The organism is Xanthomarina arctica (genome assembly GCF_014638915.1).
Taxonomy (GTDB): domain Bacteria; phylum Bacteroidota; class Bacteroidia; order Flavobacteriales; family Flavobacteriaceae; genus Xanthomarina; species Xanthomarina arctica.
This window is the reverse complement of the sequence record NZ_BMFQ01000003.1, coordinates 94296-115142: the sequence shown is the minus strand read 5'-3', so window position 1 is coordinate 115142 and position 20847 is coordinate 94296. Positions and strand designations below refer to the sequence as shown.

21 protein-coding genes and 1 tRNA gene are annotated in these 20847 nt (G+C 33.0%); 7 read left to right on the top strand and 15 right to left on the bottom strand.

All coding sequences use genetic code 11. The features are described from left to right. Positions 1 to 133: 133 nt before the first annotated feature. The 5 genes from IEV77_RS11845 to IEV77_RS11825 form a co-directional block, all read right to left on the bottom strand. On the bottom strand, positions 134 to 865 hold the full coding sequence (locus IEV77_RS11845) for a P-loop NTPase family protein (protein ID WP_188465112.1): 732 nt from the start codon (positions 863 to 865) through the stop codon (positions 134 to 136). A gap of 65 nt (positions 866 to 930) precedes the next feature. Beyond that, complete coding sequence (locus IEV77_RS11840; RefSeq protein ID WP_188465110.1) at positions 931 to 1611, bottom strand: hypothetical protein; 681 nt, start codon at positions 1609 to 1611, stop codon at positions 931 to 933. 100 nt (positions 1612 to 1711) lie between these two features. Beyond that, the gene (locus IEV77_RS11835; RefSeq protein WP_188465109.1) at positions 1712 to 1978 is read right to left on the bottom strand and encodes a helix-turn-helix domain-containing protein; all 267 of its coding nucleotides are present in this window, start codon (positions 1976 to 1978) and stop codon (positions 1712 to 1714) included. A 232-nt stretch (positions 1979 to 2210) separates the two neighbouring features. Further along, positions 2211 to 3053, bottom strand: coding sequence for an RteC domain-containing protein (locus tag IEV77_RS11830; RefSeq protein ID WP_188465107.1), 843 nt, complete (start codon positions 3051 to 3053; stop codon positions 2211 to 2213). Between the two features lie 424 nt (positions 3054 to 3477). Continuing rightward, positions 3478 to 3551, bottom strand: a tRNA-Met gene (locus IEV77_RS11825). A gap of 213 nt (positions 3552 to 3764) precedes the next feature. Here IEV77_RS11825 and IEV77_RS11820 point away from each other — a divergent pair. Continuing rightward, complete coding sequence (locus IEV77_RS11820) at positions 3765 to 4151, top strand: START-like domain-containing protein (protein WP_188465105.1); 387 nt, start codon at positions 3765 to 3767, stop codon at positions 4149 to 4151. Positions 4152 to 4205: 54 nt separating this feature from the next. Then, complete coding sequence (locus IEV77_RS11815; protein ID WP_188465102.1) at positions 4206 to 5051, top strand: aminotransferase class IV; 846 nt, start codon at positions 4206 to 4208, stop codon at positions 5049 to 5051. Here the strand turns inward: IEV77_RS11815 and IEV77_RS11810 are convergent. The 5 genes from IEV77_RS11810 to IEV77_RS11790 all read right to left on the bottom strand — a co-directional run bounded on the left by IEV77_RS11810 (position 5048) and on the right by IEV77_RS11790 (position 9578). Then, the gene (locus IEV77_RS11810; protein ID WP_188465100.1) at positions 5048 to 5608 is read right to left on the bottom strand and encodes a YqgE/AlgH family protein; all 561 of its coding nucleotides are present in this window, start codon (positions 5606 to 5608) and stop codon (positions 5048 to 5050) included. The two genes, IEV77_RS11815 and IEV77_RS11810, sit on opposite strands and share 4 nt — an antisense overlap. A 112-nt stretch (positions 5609 to 5720) precedes the next feature. Beyond that, a complete protein-coding gene (locus IEV77_RS11805) occupies positions 5721 to 5993 on the bottom strand; it encodes an HU family DNA-binding protein (RefSeq protein ID WP_188465098.1) in 273 nt (90 codons plus the stop codon). Positions 5994 to 6187: 194 nt separating this feature from the next. Continuing rightward, the gene (fmt, locus tag IEV77_RS11800; RefSeq protein ID WP_188465096.1) at positions 6188 to 7135 is read right to left on the bottom strand and encodes a methionyl-tRNA formyltransferase; all 948 of its coding nucleotides are present in this window, start codon (positions 7133 to 7135) and stop codon (positions 6188 to 6190) included. After that, entirely contained in the window at positions 7135 to 9036 is a 1902-nt protein-coding gene (locus tag IEV77_RS11795) for a RecQ family ATP-dependent DNA helicase (RefSeq protein ID WP_188465094.1), read from the bottom strand. The genes fmt and IEV77_RS11795 overlap by 1 nt, the downstream gene beginning before the upstream one ends. Next, entirely contained in the window at positions 9036 to 9578 is a 543-nt protein-coding gene (locus tag IEV77_RS11790; RefSeq protein ID WP_188465093.1) for an AAA family ATPase, read from the bottom strand. Before IEV77_RS11790 ends, IEV77_RS11795 begins: the two co-directional genes overlap by 1 nt. Positions 9579 to 9734: 156 nt before the next feature. Between IEV77_RS11790 and IEV77_RS11785 the strand changes: the two genes are divergently transcribed. The 3 genes from IEV77_RS11785 to murA all read left to right on the top strand — a co-directional run bounded on the left by IEV77_RS11785 (position 9735) and on the right by murA (position 12076). Further along, complete coding sequence (locus IEV77_RS11785) at positions 9735 to 10028, top strand: DUF493 family protein (protein WP_188465091.1); 294 nt, start codon at positions 9735 to 9737, stop codon at positions 10026 to 10028. 68 nt (positions 10029 to 10096) lie between these two features. After that, a complete protein-coding gene (locus IEV77_RS11780; RefSeq protein WP_188465089.1) occupies positions 10097 to 10747 on the top strand; it encodes a DUF4290 domain-containing protein in 651 nt (216 codons plus the stop codon). 9 nt (positions 10748 to 10756) lie between these two features. Then, complete coding sequence (murA, locus tag IEV77_RS11775; protein ID WP_188465087.1) at positions 10757 to 12076, top strand: UDP-N-acetylglucosamine 1-carboxyvinyltransferase; 1320 nt, start codon at positions 10757 to 10759, stop codon at positions 12074 to 12076. Here murA and IEV77_RS11770 read toward each other — a convergent pair. Both IEV77_RS11770 and IEV77_RS11765 read right to left on the bottom strand, forming a co-directional pair. Next, a complete protein-coding gene (locus IEV77_RS11770; RefSeq protein WP_188465085.1) occupies positions 12073 to 13374 on the bottom strand; it encodes a cryptochrome/photolyase family protein in 1302 nt (433 codons plus the stop codon). The two genes, murA and IEV77_RS11770, sit on opposite strands and share 4 nt — an antisense overlap. 22 nt (positions 13375 to 13396) lie before the next feature. Beyond that, positions 13397 to 13621 (bottom strand): hypothetical protein, encoded by a 225-nt coding sequence (locus tag IEV77_RS11765; protein ID WP_188465083.1) that lies wholly within the window; start codon positions 13619 to 13621, stop codon positions 13397 to 13399. 379 nt (positions 13622 to 14000) lie between these two features. Between IEV77_RS11765 and IEV77_RS11760 the strand changes: the two genes are divergently transcribed. Both IEV77_RS11760 and IEV77_RS11755 read left to right on the top strand, forming a co-directional pair. Then, positions 14001 to 14429 carry a hypothetical protein gene (locus IEV77_RS11760; protein WP_188465082.1) on the top strand — a complete coding sequence of 143 codons (429 nt, stop codon included), beginning with the start codon at positions 14001 to 14003 and terminating at the stop codon, positions 14427 to 14429. 60 nt (positions 14430 to 14489) lie between these two features. After that, positions 14490 to 15335, top strand: a complete 846-nt coding sequence (locus IEV77_RS11755; RefSeq protein WP_188465080.1) for a DUF2911 domain-containing protein — start codon at positions 14490 to 14492, stop codon at positions 15333 to 15335. Positions 15336 to 15466: 131 nt separating this feature from the next. Here the strand turns inward: IEV77_RS11755 and IEV77_RS11750 are convergent, their stop codons facing one another. The 3 genes from IEV77_RS11750 to IEV77_RS11740 all read right to left on the bottom strand — a co-directional run bounded on the left by IEV77_RS11750 (position 15467) and on the right by IEV77_RS11740 (position 20840). Next, positions 15467 to 17146 carry a sodium:solute symporter family protein gene (locus IEV77_RS11750; protein ID WP_188465078.1) on the bottom strand — a complete coding sequence of 560 codons (1680 nt, stop codon included), beginning with the start codon at positions 17144 to 17146 and terminating at the stop codon, positions 15467 to 15469. Positions 17147 to 17274: 128 nt separating this feature from the next. After that, positions 17275 to 19764, bottom strand: coding sequence for a PIG-L family deacetylase (locus tag IEV77_RS11745; protein WP_188465076.1), 2490 nt, complete (start codon positions 19762 to 19764; stop codon positions 17275 to 17277). Between the two features lie 89 nt (positions 19765 to 19853). Further along, on the bottom strand, positions 19854 to 20840 hold the full coding sequence (locus IEV77_RS11740; protein ID WP_188465074.1) for a phosphotransferase: 987 nt from the start codon (positions 20838 to 20840) through the stop codon (positions 19854 to 19856). Positions 20841 to 20847: the final 7 nt, after the last annotated feature.

Below are 20847 nucleotides of genomic sequence, written 5' to 3'. Positions count from 1 at the left end.
GTGTTATTTGTGTACTAATATAATCGTTTTTGTTTGAAATTGATAGCTATTAATGTGCGTTAGCTAACAAAGAGTCAGTTAGTATTTCCAAAATATTGTATTTGTGAATCTTCAATTATTAAGATGTAGGGTTTTACCGTTTGTCTTGAGCCGATTTATCAAATGCCATCAGATTAAACATAGTTCGCATACGAGAACGTACTCTGGTACCATAGCGTTCTTCTATTTCAATTGCGTTGAGGTTTGTGGTGGCATGGGTTAAAATTCTTCGCTTGGGCTCTGAATGACATTGCTGTTGGCTGTTTGAATTAAGAGATCCCTGCATACGCAGGGATAAGTCGTAACGGGATAAGAGGATTTCTCCCATAACATTACAGTCTAGACCATAGTGTCTGCCGGTAGGTTCTACGCCTAAGTCATCGAAACAATAAAACTCTTCATTACCATAGTCTTCGATGGTTTTATAACCTAAATGATTGAAGCTGAATACGGCATTTCGGCAGGGAATGATTTTATAAGATCTGCGATGTGGTGTTAGATGTCTCAGGAGTTTCATTAAACTTGTTTTACCACAGCCAACGGGACCGGTTAGTAAAATACCTTTGTTTGGGTCGATATCCAGTTTTGTACAATAGTCTAGATCTAGAATGGCATAAATACAGAGTTTGAAAATGATTGGATGGTCTTCTTCATAAATTTTAAATTGTTTTCCAAACAGAAGTTTGCCTTTGGCTTCCATGTAGATTAAGATTTTATGGAAGTCGTAGTGAATACAGTTTTTATCTATTTTTCCAAGGTGGTAATCGATGCCTCCTTCTGTGATTATGTGGGGAGTTTTTGGGTTTATTTTGGATAGATTCGCCATGATGGTTTGATGTTAAGAGATTATCCAGCCCTTCGACAAGCTCAGGGTGACAAGTTGAATGACAACTATAGGGGTTGATTGTAATTTTTGTTTTTTACCGTATGGAGATTCCCGCTTTCGCGGGAATTAAGGTTGTCTTTGTTTTGGGACTGCTGATTATTAGTTTTAATTTCTTCAGACTTTAATATCCAGTTTTGTGCTGTAGCTTGCCAGTTCACAATTTTAGTTTTTCCACCAACTTTCCATCCGATGCCCTGGTAATGATTAAAAAATTTCTTGGCTTCATTTTCTGGCCAGTTTTGTGATTTAAAAAAGGCAATAACTATTTTTTGATTTTTTGGCTGGTCAAGTTTATTAATGTTTTCTATTTGTTTATTATGTTTATATAAAGGTACCAGTGCTTGTCCTTGATTTGGGATGGCTAAGTCCAGAGCTTGTCCAGAGGTTGTACCAAAAATGAGCATCTTTATTTGTGAGCCTTTAAATGGGTTGTGAGATGGTTTATAAATTAGATATTTATAATTATCTAATTCTTTGACGCATCTGTGATAGGTGGATTTTGACCCAATTTTAGACAAATTCATAACTTCTTCGCGATTTACATGAAACTTAACTGGAAAGCGATTGTGGTTCCATAATTGGAAAAATGCCATATATAAACTAATATGCGTTGGATTCAATTTACCGTCTTTAGAGAACTGCAGAAAGACAGCGTTTAAGTGACGGATGTAGTTGATTGTTGGCATATTTTTCTGTTCTAAAAATTAAGAATCGTTTGTACTTTTAGGGAATCCCCGCTTCTGTAGACAGAAGCGAGGATTTAAGAGACCCCGTGGCAAAAGTGGACTAAATTTGAAAACGATTTTGCTCTAAAACCTTATTGATGTCATCTTCGTCGTAGTAAATGATTCCTCCAAGTTTGGTGTAGGGGAGTGTGCCATTAACTCGTAAGTTTTGAAGAGTTCCAGGGCTTAGTTTTAAGAGTTCCATAACTTCAGTAGACCTTAAATATTTCTTAGATGGTTGAGCTTTAGAAAGAATGGATTTGATTTCGTCAAACAATTCGGTTTTGAATTGGTACAGATCGTCGGTGGTAAGGATTGCTGTTGGCATAAACTTATAGTTTTAATTAATAATTCATTTGACTTTTGATTAGAAGAGGTATAAGAATGCCATCACCATGAGCTTGCGCCTTAGATGATGGCAATTCTGCTACTAATCTGGCCATCACTAAGCAAATTTGATATTGTTTGTTGAGATTTCTTCGGTACTACCGAACAGGTACCGAAAGAATTTAACATTATGAGTAGGGGAGTGCTTCTAATTAAATGTGAAGAATGAGAATTTAGTTGCTATCGTCCTTATCCATTTTTCGGATTAACGAATTCTTTAAATTATCTAAAAACTTGGTACGATCTTTTTCTCGAGCTTTAATTTCTCCATAGGTTTTATAGAAATTACCAAGGTCGATATCGAAAAGAGTTTCGCATATTGTTGCTAAACTTTTTATATCAATGTTGCCATTTTGAACAGCACCCAGGGCATGGATGGCATACATAATTTCAACAAGATCTGTTTTTGATGCTGTCCATAAATATTTTTGTAGAGGAGGAGGTGCTTCAATAATGGGTGTGAATTTCTGATTTTTTAAAGATCTAAGTTCTTGTTGGTAGTAAATTATTAATAAATCGTAAGCTATAATTTTAGCTACATAATCGTCATGACTTGTTGAGAATTCGATGTCGATAAAATGATTTAAGTTATTTGTTGTTGCAATGGTATTTTGGCCACGAATAAAATAAATGTGATCGAACTTAGTACCTTTATGCCTATAGTAATTTACGAAATCGAGTTCTCTTGCTTTAATTGCTTCGAATTTTTCTAAAAGGAGGTGAATGTATTTGCGTTGTTTGGAAAGACTTAATCTGGGTCGGTTCATTAAATAGTAATGAACATTCGAATAGTATTTTAAATGACCATTTATAAAAGGCTTTAATTCTTTGAAAAAGTGAATTTCATGAGCATCAGTGGGGAATCCTTTGTCTCTAACAGAAAGTCTGATTAAGTGAAGGTATTGGCTACTAAGGTTAATTAAATGCTCTAAGTTGGAGATATCCTTTAGGCTCTCTTGTTGAACATTATTGACTTGATACTTGTATTCATCAACAAGAGTGTTAATCTTATTCATAAATGATGCGATTTGGGTTGGGGTATTAAATATAAGAAATATTCTACAAAAAGAGATGCCTAAGATGTATTATCTATTTGATTTTTAGGAATTAATCTCCTGAAAACTAAAAATTGAACGTAAAACATTCATATCAGCACTTGTTTTTCTGTTTAGGATTTTGGCTCAGTATTGGTGATTTTACGGATTTATGACCTAATATGACACAATGGATTCTATTGGAGCTCTATTTTTTAATCTGAGGTTAATTGCGAAAGTATGAAGTTCTAAATTTTAGGTGAGGAGTTTAAGTACCAATTAATAGAATTTGGTTTTATTTATATCTCAATGATATGGATAATAAAAAGGGCAAAATTGTTGTACCTATGTTGTACCTAAATAAAAAAGCCAAGATATAAATCTTGGCTTCCCTTGGTTTTACTAGTAGCGAGAATGGGGCACGATCCCATGACCTCCGAGTTATGAATCCGACGCTCTAACCAGCTGAGCTACCTCGCCAAAATAGTTTTAGAGTTGCAATTTGAAACTCTATGGTTATTAAAAATACGTATTCTAAAAATTCTAAAATTGAAGAACTCGTCTTTTTAACGGGTGCAAATATAAAAACAATTTTAAACAGAGCAAACATTACTTGTATTAATTATTTTTAAAAATAGTTTCTAATCTTATTAATTAATGTATATATTGAGCGCTACAAATATAAATTCTAAGATGGAAGAAAAAATTAAATATGAAATGGAGTTTCCCATTCAAGCTTCACCCCAATTACTTTACCAATATATCTCTACGCCTTCTGGTTTATCAGAATGGTTTGCCGAAAATGTAAATTCACGTGGAGAGCTTTTTAAATTTATTTGGGATGGTGTAGAAGAACAAGCCAAACTTGTTAGTAAAAAGAGTGGAGAACGCATTAAATTTAAATGGTTGGTGGATGAAGAACCGTCTTATTATTTCGAACTTAAAATTCAAGTAGATGAAATTACAAAAGATGTCAGCATTATTGTAACAGATTTTACGGAACCAGACGAAATTGAGGAATCAAAAATGCTATGGGAAAATCAGATTTCAGATTTAAAACAGGTATTAGGTTCTTCTTAGAGTATTTTTACTTTAATAACTTATCTTTGTCCCGAATTTATTTCGGGATTTTTTATGGTCAATTTTAACGGTACAATTACAGATTCTAATCACATTATTTCTACTAAAAATAGAGGATTTAATTATGGCGATGCCCTTTTTGAAACCATTAAGGTCTCTCACGGAAAGATTCTTTTTTGGGAGGATCACTATTTCAGACTCATGTCTTCCATGCGTATTCTTAGAATGGAAATCCCTATGAATTTCACCATGGAATATCTCCAAGAACAAATCCTAGAAATAATTAGCCATCAAAACCTCCAAGATAAAACAGCTCGTGTTAAAGTCTTCGTTAACAGAAAGGAAGGTGGCTTGTATTTACCTTCAACCAATGATGTAGATTTTATAATATCTGCAGTTCCTTTAGATTCTGATTTCTATCTCTTAAATGACGCAACTTACTTAGTAGATTTATACAAAGATTTTTATGTGGCGCCTGGATTGTTATCTACTCTTAAAACAAATAATAAAGCACTGCATGTGGTAGGAAGTATTTTTGCCAAAGAGAACAACTTTCAGAACTGTTTTATTTTAAATACAGAGAAGCAAATAGTAGAGGCTTTAAATGGGAATATTTTTCTTGTAAAAGATAAGGTCATAAAAACACCACCGCTTTTAGACGGTTGTTTAAAAGGTATTATGAGAAAACAACTTATAGACATTATAAAAATGATTCCTGAATATACCTTGGAGGAAGCTTCCATTTCGCCTTTCGAATTGCAAAAAGCAGACGAGATTTTTATTACAAATGTCATTGCTGGGATACAGCCTGTAACAAATTACAGAAAAAAGACCTATACCAACGAGGTTGCAGTAAACCTACTTCAAAAACTAAATGTTAAAATAAGATTGATGGTCTAATTAGCCGATGGATCTTCGGGAGCATTGGACCAAATGCTGTATTCGCCTCCAAGTTCTACCATTTTTTCCTTCCAGAAAGACCGATAATCTTTTTCGATAATGGATTTTTTATAGATATTTTCTGTAACCACCCAAGAGTTTATTTTTAATTCTTCATCCAATTGGTTGGAATCCCATCCGGAATACCCAAGAAAAAAACGAATGTTTTCTTCACTTAATTGGTCGTTGGCAATTAATTCGGCAACTTTATCAAAATCGCCTCCCCAAAATATACCCAAAGAAATCTCAATACTGTTAGGTATTAACTCTGGAGATTTATGGATAAAATATAAATTATCTTGCTCTACAGGACCGCCATTGTAAATTTTGAAATTAGCCTTTACCTCAGGGATTAAGTCATGTATGGTGTAGTCTAAGGGCTTATTTAATATAAAGCCAATGGAGCCTTCTTCTGTGTGATCTGCTAGCAATACGATTGAACGATTAAAAGAAGAATCTCCTATGATGGATGGTTCTGCTATTAACAAATCACCTTTTTTTGGTTTGATTGTAATCATAGCTTTGATGGATTAGTAATTAAATGTAATAAATTTTTTTTTAACTACAAATGTATAAATAAAAAAAAGCCTTCGTATATGGAAGGCTTTTTGAATATTAAAGAGGAGAAAACTAGTTTACAGCACCAGATAAATCTGATCCAGCTTTAAACTTAACAACGTTTTTAGCTTTAATTTGTATCGTTTTTCCTGTTTGAGGGTTTCTTCCTTCTCTTGCAGCTCTTTTAGAAACTGACCAAGATCCAAATCCAACTAAAGAAACTCTATTACCTTTTTTCAAAGCTCCTTCAATTTCAGTTAACGCACATTCTAAAGCTTTCTTTGAAGCTGCTTTAGTAATTCCTGCGTGTTCTGCCATAGCATCGATTAAATCTGATTTGTTCATAATTTAAATTTTAATTATTAATAATTATTGGTTAAACATTCTTTTTTGTTAAATCCTTTACAAATTTATACGGATTCTTAAACCATGCAAGTAATAGCAAGGGAAATGCAACAGATTGTTAATAACTTTACGCATTTGTTAATAAAGACAGTGCATTTCATCGGATATTTTAAAATATCAGCAAGAATGAGGGTTTAGAGCATTTTTGCTTGGACATCAAATTGATAACCATTTAAAAGGGATTTGGCATCCATTTTTCGTTTCCCTGGAAGCTTCAATTCTAAAATATTTATAAAGCCCTCATTTACTGCTATTTTAAGTTCTTTTTTGCTTACAACAAGTTCTCCAATATTAAATCGATGTGTTTCTTGTTCTATTTTTGTGGTGTAAATTTTAATATCTAAGGTCTCTTCGCCATTTTTCAGAAAACACCAAGCTCCTGGATACGGACTCAAGCCTCTAATTTTGTTGTAAATATTGGTTATATTGTCTGTCCAATCTATTTTGCAATTGTCTCTATCTAATTTATAGGCTGTTTTAGGGCTTTCTGTTTGTGGTTGAGCTTGTGTGATTACTTGCTCCTTTTCGATGAGTTTAACCGTGTCTATTACAAGATCGCTTCCAGCATGCATTAATTTATCGTGAAGGGTTCCGGCACTATCTGTATCTTCAATAGCAATTTCCTTTTGTAATATAATTTCGCCTGTATCTATTTTTTCATCTATAAAAAAAGTAGAAACACCTGTTTTAGTTTCCCCATCTATAATTGCCCAATTTATAGGAGCCGCGCCACGATAATCAGGTAACAAGGAAGCGTGTAAATTAAAGGTGCCATATGCTGGCAACTTCCAAACAACTTCGGGCAACATTCTAAAAGCAACCACAATTTGTAAATTGGCTTCTAAAGCTTTTAAGTCGGCAACAAAGTCTTCATTTTTTAAATTGGTTGGTTGCAAAATGTTTAGTCCTTTTTCTTTGGCGTAGGTTTTAACAGCACTTTCATTAAGTTTTCTACCTCTGCCGGCAGGTTTGTCTGGAGCTGTAATAACACCAACAACCTGATAATTATTTTCAACTAATGTTTTTAAAATGGAAACGGCAAAATCAGGCGTTCCCATGAATACAATTCTTAAATCTGTCATTATGAATGTAATTTGTAAGTATTTTTATTGGTTAGCGAAACTAATTGGTGCTCTAAAAGCTCTTTAAGTGTTTGTTTTAATTCCGTTTCTGTACAATCTAACTGTTTGATAAGGTCTCTTGAACTTAAATCACTTTGCTTTAGCAGTGTTAAAATAGACGCTTTTATAGTTTTACTATCGTGTTTTTTTGCCTTTTTATTTTTTACAATGCAAACGGAACAAATTCCACAAGGTTTTAAGTTTTTCTCACCAAAGTAGGAGAGTAGTTGGATGCTTTTACAAGTAGCATCATTTTCAACGTAATCTATTACAGAATGAACTTGCCGGTATTTTAAACTGTTTTGTTGTTCGATGTAATGTGAAATCCTATGAATCGCATTATCGTCTTCTCTGGGTTGTAAATAGGTTATTTCTGAATCTGTAGTCGATAGATTGAGGTTGATGATTTCAGCTTTTTCTAATTGCCTTAAAGCAGCAAACAACCTTTCTTCAGAAACAGATGCTTTTTCCGAAACTAACAAACTGTTTATTTTAATTTCATGTTCAAAAATGCCACCATAAGTTCTTAGAATAGTTTTGACAATAATGTTTAAATCGGGATGTGTTTCCAAATAATAAAATAAAGCATTGTTACTAATTATAAATTGTATCGTTGTTTTTTTATTGAACTGTTTCGATAAACTAATAATGCTAGTTCTATCTAATAACTGCAAAGCATTATAAGCTAATAAACTGTTTAATTCGTAGGTTTTGCAAAAGTCATTAAAGTTAAAATCGAATAAAATTTCTTGACCTTCTCCATAAGGAATTTGGAAATAATTACTTAATTTTCTGTAAATGTGTTTCACATCTTTTACCGTTGGTAACACATTTAAAAACTGATTTTTAACTAGAAGAATATCACTTTTGTTTTTTAAAATAACAGCAAAGGCTTTCTCACCATTTCTACCTGCTCTTCCAGCTTCTTGAAAATAACTTTCAATACTTTCTGGTAGATTTATATGAACCACTGTTTTAACGTCTGGTTTGTCAATTCCCATTCCAAAAGCATTGGTGGCAACCATAACTTGCTTCCGATTGTTAATCCATTCGTTTTGGTGGGCATCCTTTAATTTATTGGATAAGCCTCCATGATAAGTGGTTGAAGAAATCCCTTTTTTATTTAAAAACTCAGAGATCTCTAAAGTTAATCGGCGACTTCGAACATAGACAATAGAAGATTGCGGATTTTTATTTAAAATGGTTTCTAATCGGTAATGTTTGTCATCTTCATTAAACGTCATGTAAGCAATATTATCTCGCTCAAACGACTGTTTAAATATTTTAGGACGAATAAAATCTAGTTCTTCAACAATATCTTTAACAACTTCTGGGGTTGCCGATGCTGTAAGTGCAATGCAATTAACGGTAGGTTGAACCTGTCTTAATATCTGAATGTTCTTATAAGCCGGACGAAAATCGTTTCCCCATTGAGAAATACAATGCGCTTCATCTACAGCAATTAAATTGACATCCATTTGCTTGATTCTATCTTGAACCAATTCCTGTTGAAGGCGTTCTGGAGATAAATACAGAAACTTATAATTCCCGTAAATACAGTTATCTAAAAGCGTATCTAATTCACTATTTGAAATGCCACTGGTAATACTTAAAGCTTTGATCCCTTTTTGTTTCAAGGAATTTACTTGATCTTTCATTAAGGCAACCAAGGGAGACACAACGATGCAAATTCCTTCTTTTGCTAAAGCAGGAATTTGAAAACACATCGATTTACCGCCTCCAGTAGGTAATAAAGCAAAAACATCTTCCCCAGCTAACACAGCTTCAATTATCTCTTCTTGAAGAGGTCTAAAAGAAGTGAAGTTCCAATAACGTTCTAATATGTTTATAGGGTGCTGCATTACAGCCTTTTTAAAGTGTCTAAAAGGTAATCTACTCTGTTTTCAATAGTGTCGAAAGGAATATCTATTAAATTATAATGATACTTTTTATAGGTATTTAAAAGCTGTTCATGAATATTAACAGCTTGTTCAAAATTTTCGTAACGCTCGCCATCGCTAGTAAAAATTTCTTGCCAAGGCGCCAAAACATAAACGTGATGGTATTTGCAATTATTACAAGCTTCTACAAAATTCTCTGGATAATTTTCATTGGCGTAATCCATGTATGCCAAAACGTCTGGTACACCTCTATCTATAAAAATTAGGTCAGAATTCATTTTCTCAGCCTCTATATATTGCTTCATTCGGCCTTCTAATAAGCGCTCACTGAATAAAAGAGGTTGGGTTAAAAAAAGCTGTTCAGCCCCTTCTTTTCTAGCGTCTAGAATAACTTGTCTTGAGATTTCTTCTAAACAAGGGTACCCTCTTTTTATTAATTCGTTGATTAAAGATGTTTTTCCTGTTCCTGGTCCTCCAGTAATTACAATTCTTTTCGAGTTCAAATTTGGCAAGATTTTGGTTGTAAAATTCGTGATTTAAATCTTAAATAAAAAATGCTAAGTAAATAGTATCTTTACAAATAGAAAAGAGAACGCAAAAAGCAGGATTTATTTTGTGATAAAAATAGCAATATAAAGCTTAAAAGAAGAATTAAAGAAATGAACGACGACAAAAAAACAGAAGAGTTTTACGAAAAACTAAAATCTCAATTATACGATACCTCGACATGGCCATCTGAATATTTATATAAATTCATTGTAAAATCGGAAGTCAATAAAGTGCAGGAATTAGAAGAATTATTTAATCATTTGGGAGCTGTAATTAAAACAACAGAATCTAAAAATGGAACTTATACAAGTGTTTCTATTAGTGTAAAAATGGAGAGTCCAGAGCTTGTTATAGAAAAATATAAGGAAGTAGCAGAAAAAGTGGAAGGCGTTATTAGTCTTTAATTTTTTTTTGTACTTTGCGCATGCATAATTAACTTCGTGCAATAACATTTAACTCTACACTTTTTATTTTGATAGATAATTTAGAATACAACACAGAACGTGAGCATTTAATCATTCCTGAATATGGCCGTCATATGCAGAAAATGATTGCCTATGCAAAAACACGTGAAACCAAAGAAGAACGTAATAAAGTAGCGAAAGCCATTATTTCGGTAATGGGTAATATGCAACCGCATTTACGAGATGTGCCAGATTTTCAGCATAAACTTTGGGATCAGTTGTTCATTATGGCCGATTTTGATATCGATCTAGATTCGCCGTATCCAGTGCCTTCTAGAGAGGAATTATATGCACGCCCTGAAACTTTAAAATATCCTCAAAATTTCCCGAAATACAGATTTTATGGTAACAATATAAAAACCATGATTGATGTAGCTTGTACTTGGGAAGACGGTGAGTTAAAAGATGCTTTAGCTTATACCATTGCAAATCACATGAAAAAGTGTTTTTTAAATTGGAATAAAGATACGGTTGAAGATGATGTTATTTTTGGACATTTACGTGAACTCTCAGATGGTCAATTAAATCTTAAAAATGCAGATGAAGATTTAACAGATGCTACCAGTTTGATGAGAAGCAAGACGAAATACTCTTCAAATACCAAAAAAACGCATCACAAAAAAAGCAATACGACAAACAGAACAAGAAAACGTTATTAATCAAAACGTATGGGAATATTTAAAATTGAAGGAGGTCATCAATTAAAAGGAAAAATCCAACCTCAAGGAGCCAAAAACGAAGCCTTACAAATACTATGTGCAGTTTTGTTAACTCCAGATTTAGTTACCATTCACAATATTCCAGATATCGTAGATGTTAATAAACTGATAGAACTACTTAAAAAACTTGGAGTTCAAGTAGAAAAAATAGGAACAGGTTCTTTCACGTTTCAGGCAAATAATGTCAATTTAGAATATCTTGAGTCAGCCGAATTTAAAGAAGACGGAAAAGGACTTAGAGGTTCTATCATGATTGTTGGCCCACTTTTAGCTCGTTTTGGGAAAGGATATATTCCAAAACCAGGAGGAGATAAAATAGGCAGAAGGAGATTAGATACTCATTTCGAAGGTTTTATAAATCTTGGAGCCAAATTTAGATACAACCGAGAAGATCATTTTTATGGGGTTGAAGCAAAAAGATTAAAAGGAGCTTACATGCTTCTTGATGAAGCTTCGGTAACAGGAACAGCAAATATTGTTATGGCTGCCGTTTTAGCTGAAGGGACTACAACCATTTACAATGCCGCTTGCGAACCTTATTTACAGCAACTTTGTAAAATGCTTAATCGCATGGGAGCAAAAATTTCTGGGATAGGTTCTAATATGTTAATTATTGAAGGTGTTGATAATCTTGGTGGTACAGACCACAGAATGCTTCCTGATATGATTGAAATTGGTAGCTGGATTGGTTTGGCTGCTATGACAAAAAGTGAATTAACGATTACCAATGTTAGTTGGGACGATTTAGGTCAGATTCCAGATGTATTTAGAAAGTTAGGTATTACTGTTGAGCGTAGAGGCGACGATATTTTTATTCCTGCACATAAAGACGGTTATGAAATACAAAGTTATATTGATGGTTCTATTTTAACCATCTCCGATGCTCCTTGGCCAGGATTTACACCAGATTTACTAAGTATTGTTTTGGTGGTAGCGACGCAAGCTAGAGGCAGTGTTTTGATTCATCAAAAAATGTTTGAAAGTCGTTTGTTCTTTGTCGATAAATTAATTGACATGGGAGCGAAGATTATTCTTTGCGATCCTCATCGTGCAACCGTTATTGGTCACGATTTTAAATCGCAATTAAAAGCAACTACCATGACGTCTCCAGATATTAGAGCAGGAGTTTCATTATTAATTGCGGCACTTTCAGCTAAAGGAACATCAACAATTCATAATATTGAACAAATAGATCGAGGTTACGAAAATATAGACGAACGTCTTAAAGCTATTGGAGCAAAAATAGAAAGACTTCCTGAAAATTGTTAATTTAAAGCTTCTTTATACACTTTTAAACAACGTTCCCGAGCCTCTTTATGGTTAACCATAGGTATTGGGTAGGTGAGTTCTTGAAATTCTGGAACCCATTTTGAAATATATTTTAAGTCGCTATCAAATTTTTTAATCTGTGTCGTCGGATTAAATATTCTGAAATAAGGAGATGCATCTACACCAGAACCTGCAACCCATTGCCAATTGCCAACATTGCTAGCCATTTCGTAATCCAGTAATTTTTCTGCGAAGTAGGCTTCACCCCAACGCCAATCTATTAGTAGATGTTTGCATAAAAAACTGCCAACCAGCATCCGAACGCGATTGTGCATAAAACCTGTCTGGTTTAATTGTCTCATTCCGGCGTCTACTAGAGGATAACCCGTTTTTCCATCACACCAGAGCTGAAATTCATCTTGGTTATTTCTCCATTGAATATGGTCGTATTTAGGTTTAAAACTCCTGTAAACAGTTTCAGGAAAATGCCAAAGAATTTGCATAAAGAACTCTCTCCAAATTAATTCTTGCCAGAAAACCTCATTGGTTTCGCCAATGGCTTGTTCCATTATTTCACGAATGCTTACAGTTCCAAAACGTAAATGGGGTCCTAATCTAGATGTACTATCTCTAGCTGGAAAATTTCTTGTGGCCTCATATGTTTGAATTGAAGTTGGATTTACTGAGTATTCCGGAATTTCTTGAGTGGATACTACAAAACCTAAATCTTCAAGACTTATATTTGGTGCATCTTCAATCTGAAGTAAATTTGATAAAAGACTCCTAGAATTATAATGTCTTAATGTTTGGGTTTTAAACTTGGCTTTCCAAGTTTTCATATATGGGGTGTAAACTAAATAGGGCTTACCATCACTTTTTATAACTTCGTTTTTTTCAAAAATAACCTGATCTTTGAATGTTTTAAAATCGATATTTTTACTAGATAGAAATGTTTCTATTTCTTTATCTCGTTCCTTAGCATAAGGTTCATAATCGTGGTTGGTAAAAACGGAATCAATATGATATTTGCTTATTAGATCATTGAAAATATCTAATGGCTTGCCTTTATATATGGCAATATCACTTTTATAATGAGTTTGAAGTTCTACTTTTAACTTTTGAAGTGTTCTATGAATAAAAGTAACTCGTGCGTCGTTTTTGGGTAGCTCGTGTAAGATTTCAGTATCAAAAATAAATAAGGGTAATATAGGTTGGTTTCCTTTTAAGGCATGATACAAACCTATATTATCCTCTAATCGCAAATCTCTACGGAACCAAAAAATTGTTAGTGCGTACATCGAGAGATGCTTAATATAAATTTTAAGTAGTTAATGGTCTACCTTTTAATCGTTTTTCAACTTTCTGTTTTAAAGCTGTAATACGTTTCATTAGATCCATGATGTCTTCATCTTTATTCGTTTTGTATAATTCGTTCAATTCTAGAACAAGTTCTTTAGCCTCTCTAGAAATTTTTATACGATCGCTTGTAGATAGAGATCTTAAACTTGTTTTTTCAAATTCTAAGGCTTTGTCTATAAGTTCCATAATATGATTTTTTTTTAATGTAGTTTGTAAATTAAAATTAGCAAAGTTTTTTTTTGCCTAATAATGAATTAAATAATGTTAATTAAGGTACTGTTTTTTCCTTAGCAAACGCTATAAGTTTGTAAAGATACAAAACGTCTAACTTTAAATATAAAAAATTAGACAATTTTAACATAAATTATAGGAAATCTGTAAATTTCCACATAGTACTAGTTAGGAATGAATATAATGAATTTTAAGTTATAAAAGGCTCTTTTCTTTACTTATTATAGAATGGCTTTATTTTTTTTCACATTTGGAAAGAATCGCGACCTGAAAATAAAATATTTTCTATTTATTTTTTTAAAGTTGTATCTTTGTCTGCAAAAATATTTGATTTATGAAAAAATTACAAGTCTTATTCATATTTGGTTTTTTATTAGCTATTGGCTCCGTCCAATCTCAAAACCTCCAGAGTGAACAACAAATTAGAAGACAAGAAGCTAAAGTTGATACAGTTTATACAGTTCAAGAAAGAGCCAATATGGAATATTGGTTCAACGAACGTGTAAACGAGATGGCTCTAAATGATGAACTAAGAGAACAATACGATACCATTGTATTTTCATATATTTATCAAATGAGTCGTTTAAATGATGCAGACAAAGATTATTGTGTTGAAGAAATTCATGAAAGATTTGACGTTATTGTTGATAATATGAATGCGGAATTAAAACAACTTTTAACGAACGAACAATATATTAATCATTTAGAAAATTTTAATGAAATTGTTAGAAGCATCGACCATAAATACGGTTGGGGTCATTAATAAAAATCAGTTTGATTACTTTTTAATTAAAAAAATATAAACTATTACTAATTCAAAAAAATGAAAAAATTATTATTTTTTATTACTGTGATTGCCTTGTCATTTAACTTAAATGCACAAATTGTTACCCCACAACCAAGTCCATTTAGTAAAGTGGAACAAAAAGTAGGTTTAACAGATTTTACAATCGAATATTCTAGACCTAGTGTAAATGGACGTGTTATTTTTGGTGATTTAGTTCCTTATGATAAAACATGGAGAACAGGAGCCAACAAAAATACCATTATTACTTTTACAGATGATGTTACTATCATGGGGCAAATTCTTCAAGCAGGTTCTTATGCTATTTATTCTATACCTGGAGAAGAGGTTTGGCAAGTTATTTTTTATTCTAGCACTGATAATGGTGGTCTTCCAAAAGAATGGGATGGTAGTAAAGTAGCAGCAAAAGTAAATGTGCAACCTATGGCTATTCCTTTTAGCGTAGAAACGTTTACTATTGATATCAATCAACTTACTAACAATGGTGGTACTTTAGAATTGATCTGGGATAAAACATACATTGGAGTTCCTTTTAGTTTACCAACAGATAATTTAGTTTTAGCTTCTATTAATGAAGCTTTAAGTGGTACACCTACTGCTAATGATTATTATGCGGCGGCTGTTTACTATTTACAAGAAGGTAAAGATATTAGCCAAGCTAAGGATTGGATGGATAAAGCCATGAAAATGACAAAAAAGCCAGCTTTTTATCAATTGAGACAACAGTCTTTAATTTACGCAAAAGCAGGTGATAAAAAAGGTGCTATTGCAATTGCAAAAAAATCTTTAGAGGCTTCAAAAGTAGCAGGCAACGAAGATTATGTAAAAATGAATATGGATTCTATCGCAGAATGGGAGAATTAGTATTTTAAAAATTTATATTAAAAAAGCCTCACAAATAAAATTGTGAGGCTTTTTTATGCGATTCAGTTTCTTTTAATAAAATAAGCTGTTCAACACCTTATCTTTCCAATTTAAAAGTGACAAGTGCTTGTCTATGAGTGTTTCGAACTAAACTTCTGAAGTATAAATGCTATGGCAATAACCAAGGCGCATCCAAATAAATTTAGCCATAAATAAGGCATCCAATCCATCCACCATCCAAGAATAACAATGGCTTGCGTAATTAATGCCGCTACAAAAACGGCATTACCACGAACATATTTAAAGAAAAATGCCAGAAGGAAAATACCTAAAACATTTCCGTAGAAAATAGAGCCTATAATATTTACCAACTGAATTAAATTATCTGCTAAATAAGCCACACATGCTATAACAATGGCCAATATCCCCCAAGCTAGAGTAAACCATTTCGTTGCTTTTACATAATGAGTTTCACTTTTATTTTGAGCAAAACTACGTTTGTATAAATCTAAAGATGTTGTAGAAGCTAAAGCATTTAATTCGCTTGCAGTACTAGACATGGCTGCACTTAAAATAACGGCTAAAAGTAAGCCAATCAAGCCACGAGGTAAATTGTTTAAAATAAAGTGAATAAATACATAATCTTTATCGTTGGTTTCAACACGAACTACTTTTTTATCTGCAGCTTCCTTTATAAGTACTTTTGCAGCTTCTCTATTGGCTCTATCTGCTTCGTTGGCAAGCGCGATTTCATCAGCATATTTTGAATCTCCAGTAGTAACATATTTATTTATAACTTCTTGTTTGGTATTAAAGATAGCAAGTTGTTCGGCTTCAAGGTTTTTAAAAGCTTCAGAATACTCAGAATTTATCATCACGTCTTCTGCCGCAGGATTAAAATTTATTGGAGATTGATTAAACTGATAAAAAACGAAAACCATCACCCCAACTAATAGAATGAAAAATTGCATAGGTACTTTTAATAAACCATTAAAAATAAGTCCCATTTGCATTTCCTTAACCGATTTTCCAGAGAGATAACGTTGCACCTGACTCTGGTCTGTTCCAAAATAGGAAAGTGCCAAAAAAGTACCTCCAATTAAACCACTCCAAACCGTATACCTATTTTCCATATTAAATGAAAAATCCAAGACATCCATTTTTCCACTGGCGCCAGCAATGTCTAGTGCTTTTAAAAAGGTGATATTCTCTGGGAGATAACTAATAATTAAAAAGAAGGCGATAAACATCCCGGTGAAAATAACAGCCATTTGGTGTTTTTGAGTCATACTTACGGCCTTGGTACCACCAGAAACCGTGTAGATAATAACTAAAATTCCGATAATGATATTTAAATAGGTCAGGTTCCAACCTAAAACAGCTGATAGAATAATAGCCGGTGCATAAATAGTTATTCCCGCGGCTAATCCACGTTGAATAAGAAATAAGATGGCTGTTAAGCTTCTGGTTTTTAAATCGAACCTGTCTTCAAGAAACTCATATGCCGTGTAAACTTTTAATCTATGATATAAAGGAATAAAAACCATGCAAATAATAATCATAGCTAGTGGAACCCCAAAATAAAATTGAACAAATCCCATTCCAGAATGAAATGCTTGTCCCGGAGTCGATAAAAATGTAATAGCACTAGCTTGGGTTGCCATTACAGACAATCCAATGGTCCACCATTTCGATTGATTACCACCACGAACATAGTCTTCCACACTCTTGCTTCCTCTGGTTTTCCAAGTTCCGTAACCAACAATAGTTAAAAGAGTTCCAATTAAAACAATCCAGTCTAATGTTTGCATATTTATAAAGCTTTGGTAATAAAGTAAAAAATAACGATGTAAATAGCATTTGCAATTAGTACAAGTGTGTACATATTATTCCATTTGTATTTTTTCATAGTTTGGCTATTATTTAATGAACTGATTCTTTATTTTCCTATGCTCAACATGTTAGCAAATAATCTATAAGCTCCAGAAACGCCTTCAGGAAATTCTCTAAAGAAACTCAATCCTGTGTAAATATAATAGCCTTTACCATATTTAGCGACCAATAAACTTCCTTTTTTAGCCGATTCTCCTTTGTCGTGCATAGATAAAATAGGAGTAAATTCTTTTCCCCAACTGTCTGGAAAGTACAATCCTCGTTCTTGTGTCCAACCCTTAAAATCTTCTAAGGTTATTTTATTTGGTGTGTTTAGAAGAGGGCTGTTAGGTTCTAAAAATTTCACTTCGGCAGTTTCGTCTGTAACACGATCTCTAGAAAGCTCTAATTTGTAAGGTGCCAATTCATCAACTTTTATTCCACGATTGGTGTTGTACTGCACAATCATGTTTCCTCCATTTGAAACAAAATCAAATAACTGTTGTTGTTTAAATTTAATGGTCTCTAACGTATTATAAGCTCTTATTCCAACTACAACAGCATCAAATTTCTGCAATGTTTCAGGGTTGATGTCCTCTGGTTTAAGAAGTGTCACTTTATAACCAATTTGCTCCAAACTTTCCGGAACAACATCTCCAGCACCAACAATATAACCAATATTTTCACCTTTTTTCTGAATGTCTAATCGTACAATTTTACTTTCGGAAGGAAGAAGAACCGTTTGATACGGAATATGCTCGTAGCCAATTTCTATCAGTTCCTTTGTGTATGTTTTTCCGTTAACAGTCATGACCGGAATTAATTGGCCTTCATTTTGGTTTTCTGGAGGAGTTACACGAAAGATAACTTTTTTTTCTTCGCCTTTATTAGTAATTTGAATCTCTTGTGTTTCCGGAGAAACTTGCCATTCTTTTGGATACTTTAAACTTAAAGAACCTTCTAAATTATCACGTCCTGCACGAACGATAACTGGAATATCTTTTGTTTGGTTGTTTGCGAAAATAATAACCTTCTCTGAAGTTTTTACTGAAGCTTCAGGAATAATCTCAAAAGGTTTGTAAACTTCTCCTTTTACAGGATCGTTGGTTTTATAAATAACTGCTTTTGTAAATGTAATAGGTATGTTATCGAAAAGTAATTTAAAAGATACCTCGAAAACACGTGGGGTTTCAGGTTTTCCTATAAGAGTTTCATCGGAAACTTGATACATTCCCAAAGTTCCTTTTTCTGTTAGCCAATAAGGAGTTGTTGGATTTTGGTTGCTTGGAATTTCTAAAACTTCATGAAAATCAAATCCGTTATTTTCTGTTAAAGCCACTTGCTTAGAAATAGAAGTGTCGTTACATTGCAATGTTTCTAGTTTTATAGGATAAGTGCTTCTATTAATGGTTTCAATATTTAATTTTACTATTTCACCAGGAGTTGCTTGACTAGTTTCTGAAGATGCTTCTAAATATAAACCGGCACATGCATAAATAATGTTTTTAATTTCTTCGGTTTTGTATTCTCTCCAATGTGCATTTTCTAATTTTTGAATTAGTTGATAGGCTTCTACTAGTTTCGGAATGCTTGCTGAAGGATATGTGAAATTATAATTTGTTTCAACTTCATGTAAAATAACACCTATAGCTTCACCACCTTTTACACGACCCCAAGTGGTATCTATGCCATCAAATAAATTACTTTTATCGCTTGGCATATCTCCTTTTATCAACTCTATATATTCCATTTGAGACCCACGAGTTCCAGTATTACCAAAACCTTGAGATTTATGCTGACTTCTACTTGAAGCGGCAATTTCTGTATTACTCAATCCGTTAGAAGGATAATAAGCACCAATATCGAAGGAAACTAAGTTGCTTTTATCAGCTTTGTCAAATTTTTCCTGACTGCCATAAGACCACCAAGATAAATTATAGAATAAACGCTTTGGTTGCCAAAGACTCGTTTGCTTTAATTGGTTGGGATATGCTGTTTTGCTATTGGTCAAATCAAAAGCTTCAATACCTAACATGGCAGAACTTGTATGATGTCCATGTGTGGTTCCTGGAGTTCTATGATCAAAACGATTGATAATAATATCTGGTTGAAATTGACGAATAGCCAAAACCACATCGCTTAAAACTTCTTCTTTGTTCCAAATTTCAAGAGTTTCGTCTGGATGTTTGGAGTAACCAAAATCGTTAGCTCTGGTAAAACGTTGTTCTCCACCATCAATTTGTCTGGCGGTTAATAATTCTTGAGTTCTAATAACTCCAAGAAGTTCTCTTATTTCTGGACCGATTAAATTTTGTCCACCATCGCCTCGGGTTAAAGAGAGATAAGCTGTTCTTGCTTTAACTTGGTTGGACATATAAGAAATAAGTCGTGTGTTTTCGTCGTCTGGATGTGCTGCCAAGTATAATACAGAACCTAAAAAGTTTAGTTTTTTTATAGATTCGTAAATTTCAGAAGTATTAGGTTTTTTGGGAGCTTGCGAGAAAGTAGTGGAAATTGAAAAAAGGGTAATAATTACTATAAGTAATAATCTTTGCATGGTTTGTTTTTTTTGAAAGCAATAAATATAAAAAGAAAACCTACAAGCTTGCAGGTTTTAATGTTTCTTTAACGGTTGGAGGAAAAATGTTATATTTTGATGTTATTAAACTCCATCCATTGGTTGACTGTATGTATCCAATATTTTAAGAATTCTTCACTTAAAAACTGATTGGAAAAATCATTAAATCTTTTAACATGAATCCCATTATAATATTGCCAAATCGCTAAGCCACCGTAGGGAATTAACCTTTTTTCTTCTTCGGAAATAGGAGTGATGGATTCATAACCTTGATAAAAGGAGGCGCTTTTTATTTTGAAATTTTCTTTATCTTGTTCATTTCTAAAAAGAATCATTAAGGAATAAGAGATGTCTAAAAACAACCAGCCATTACCACAGTTATCAAAATCGAAAAAAGTAATTTCAGAAGCGTCAGTCACTTTCATGTTTTCATACCATAAATCCAGGTGAATTATTCCAGTTCTAATTTGACTTAAATCGGCATTTTTAAATTCAGAAGAAACAACCGCATTAGCACGCTTGTAAAATTGCATCTCATTTGTTGAATTTATAAAGCGACTTTTCGCCGTTTTATAGGCCCAATTTACAAGAGTTTCTCCATTGAAATCTTCTCTCTTTAAAGTTTTGTTTAAGGTTAATTGATGCATTTTAGCCATAGATGCACCAAGTTGATAACAGATTTCTTTTGTTGGAATTCTAATAGATTTGCCTTCAGCAAAAGAAAATAGAACTGCAAAACGGTCTCCTTCTGGAGCTTTTATGGTTTGAATGTCGTTTTTGTGTGAATCTGAAATGGGATAAGAAACTAAGGTATTATTCTCTTTTAAGAAGTTTAATAATCTTAATTCTTCTTCAATTTCGAGTTTGGTTTTCCAATTTAAGAAATAGACACGAAAGACATATTTGTTAATAGGAGTCGTGATTAAATAGGTGTGATTGATCCCTATTTTCAAGATACTACAAGTTGTTTCCTTTTCTAAATGATACTGGTTTATTACAAATTCTGCGATATATTCCGGTGAAATAATAGAACTTATAGCTGGAGCGTTGGTCATTCTTTTA

Excerpts from the sequence above, each read along its gene's own strand:
- IEV77_RS11845 (WP_188465112.1), bottom strand. The coding sequence starts at position 865 with ATGGCGAATCTATCCAAAATAAACCCAAAAACTCCCCACATAATCACA.
- IEV77_RS11840 (WP_188465110.1), bottom strand. The coding sequence starts at position 1,611 with ATGCCAACAATCAACTACATCCGTCACTTAAACGCTGTCTTTCTGCAG.
- IEV77_RS11835 (WP_188465109.1), bottom strand. The coding sequence starts at position 1,978 with ATGCCAACAGCAATCCTTACCACCGACGATCTGTACCAATTCAAAACC.
- IEV77_RS11830 (WP_188465107.1), bottom strand. The coding sequence starts at position 3,053 with ATGAATAAGATTAACACTCTTGTTGATGAATACAAGTATCAAGTCAAT.
- IEV77_RS11820 (WP_188465105.1), top strand. The coding sequence starts at position 3,765 with ATGGAAGAAAAAATTAAATATGAAATGGAGTTTCCCATTCAAGCTTCA.
- IEV77_RS11815 (WP_188465102.1), top strand. The coding sequence starts at position 4,206 with ATGGTCAATTTTAACGGTACAATTACAGATTCTAATCACATTATTTCT.
- IEV77_RS11810 (WP_188465100.1), bottom strand. The coding sequence starts at position 5,608 with ATGATTACAATCAAACCAAAAAAAGGTGATTTGTTAATAGCAGAACCA.
- IEV77_RS11805 (WP_188465098.1), bottom strand. The coding sequence starts at position 5,993 with ATGAACAAATCAGATTTAATCGATGCTATGGCAGAACACGCAGGAATT.
- fmt (WP_188465096.1), bottom strand. The coding sequence starts at position 7,135 with ATGACAGATTTAAGAATTGTATTCATGGGAACGCCTGATTTTGCCGTT.
- IEV77_RS11795 (WP_188465094.1), bottom strand. The coding sequence starts at position 9,036 with ATGCAGCACCCTATAAACATATTAGAACGTTATTGGAACTTCACTTCT.
- IEV77_RS11785 (WP_188465091.1), top strand. The coding sequence starts at position 9,735 with ATGAACGACGACAAAAAAACAGAAGAGTTTTACGAAAAACTAAAATCT.
- murA (WP_188465087.1), top strand. The coding sequence starts at position 10,757 with ATGGGAATATTTAAAATTGAAGGAGGTCATCAATTAAAAGGAAAAATC.
- IEV77_RS11770 (WP_188465085.1), bottom strand. The coding sequence starts at position 13,374 with ATGTACGCACTAACAATTTTTTGGTTCCGTAGAGATTTGCGATTAGAG.
- IEV77_RS11765 (WP_188465083.1), bottom strand. The coding sequence starts at position 13,621 with ATGGAACTTATAGACAAAGCCTTAGAATTTGAAAAAACAAGTTTAAGA.
- IEV77_RS11760 (WP_188465082.1), top strand. The coding sequence starts at position 14,001 with ATGAAAAAATTACAAGTCTTATTCATATTTGGTTTTTTATTAGCTATT.
- IEV77_RS11755 (WP_188465080.1), top strand. The coding sequence starts at position 14,490 with ATGAAAAAATTATTATTTTTTATTACTGTGATTGCCTTGTCATTTAAC.
- IEV77_RS11750 (WP_188465078.1), bottom strand. The coding sequence starts at position 17,146 with ATGCAAACATTAGACTGGATTGTTTTAATTGGAACTCTTTTAACTATT.
- IEV77_RS11745 (WP_188465076.1), bottom strand. The coding sequence starts at position 19,764 with ATGCAAAGATTATTACTTATAGTAATTATTACCCTTTTTTCAATTTCC.
- IEV77_RS11740 (WP_188465074.1), bottom strand. The coding sequence starts at position 20,840 with ATGACCAACGCTCCAGCTATAAGTTCTATTATTTCACCGGAATATATC.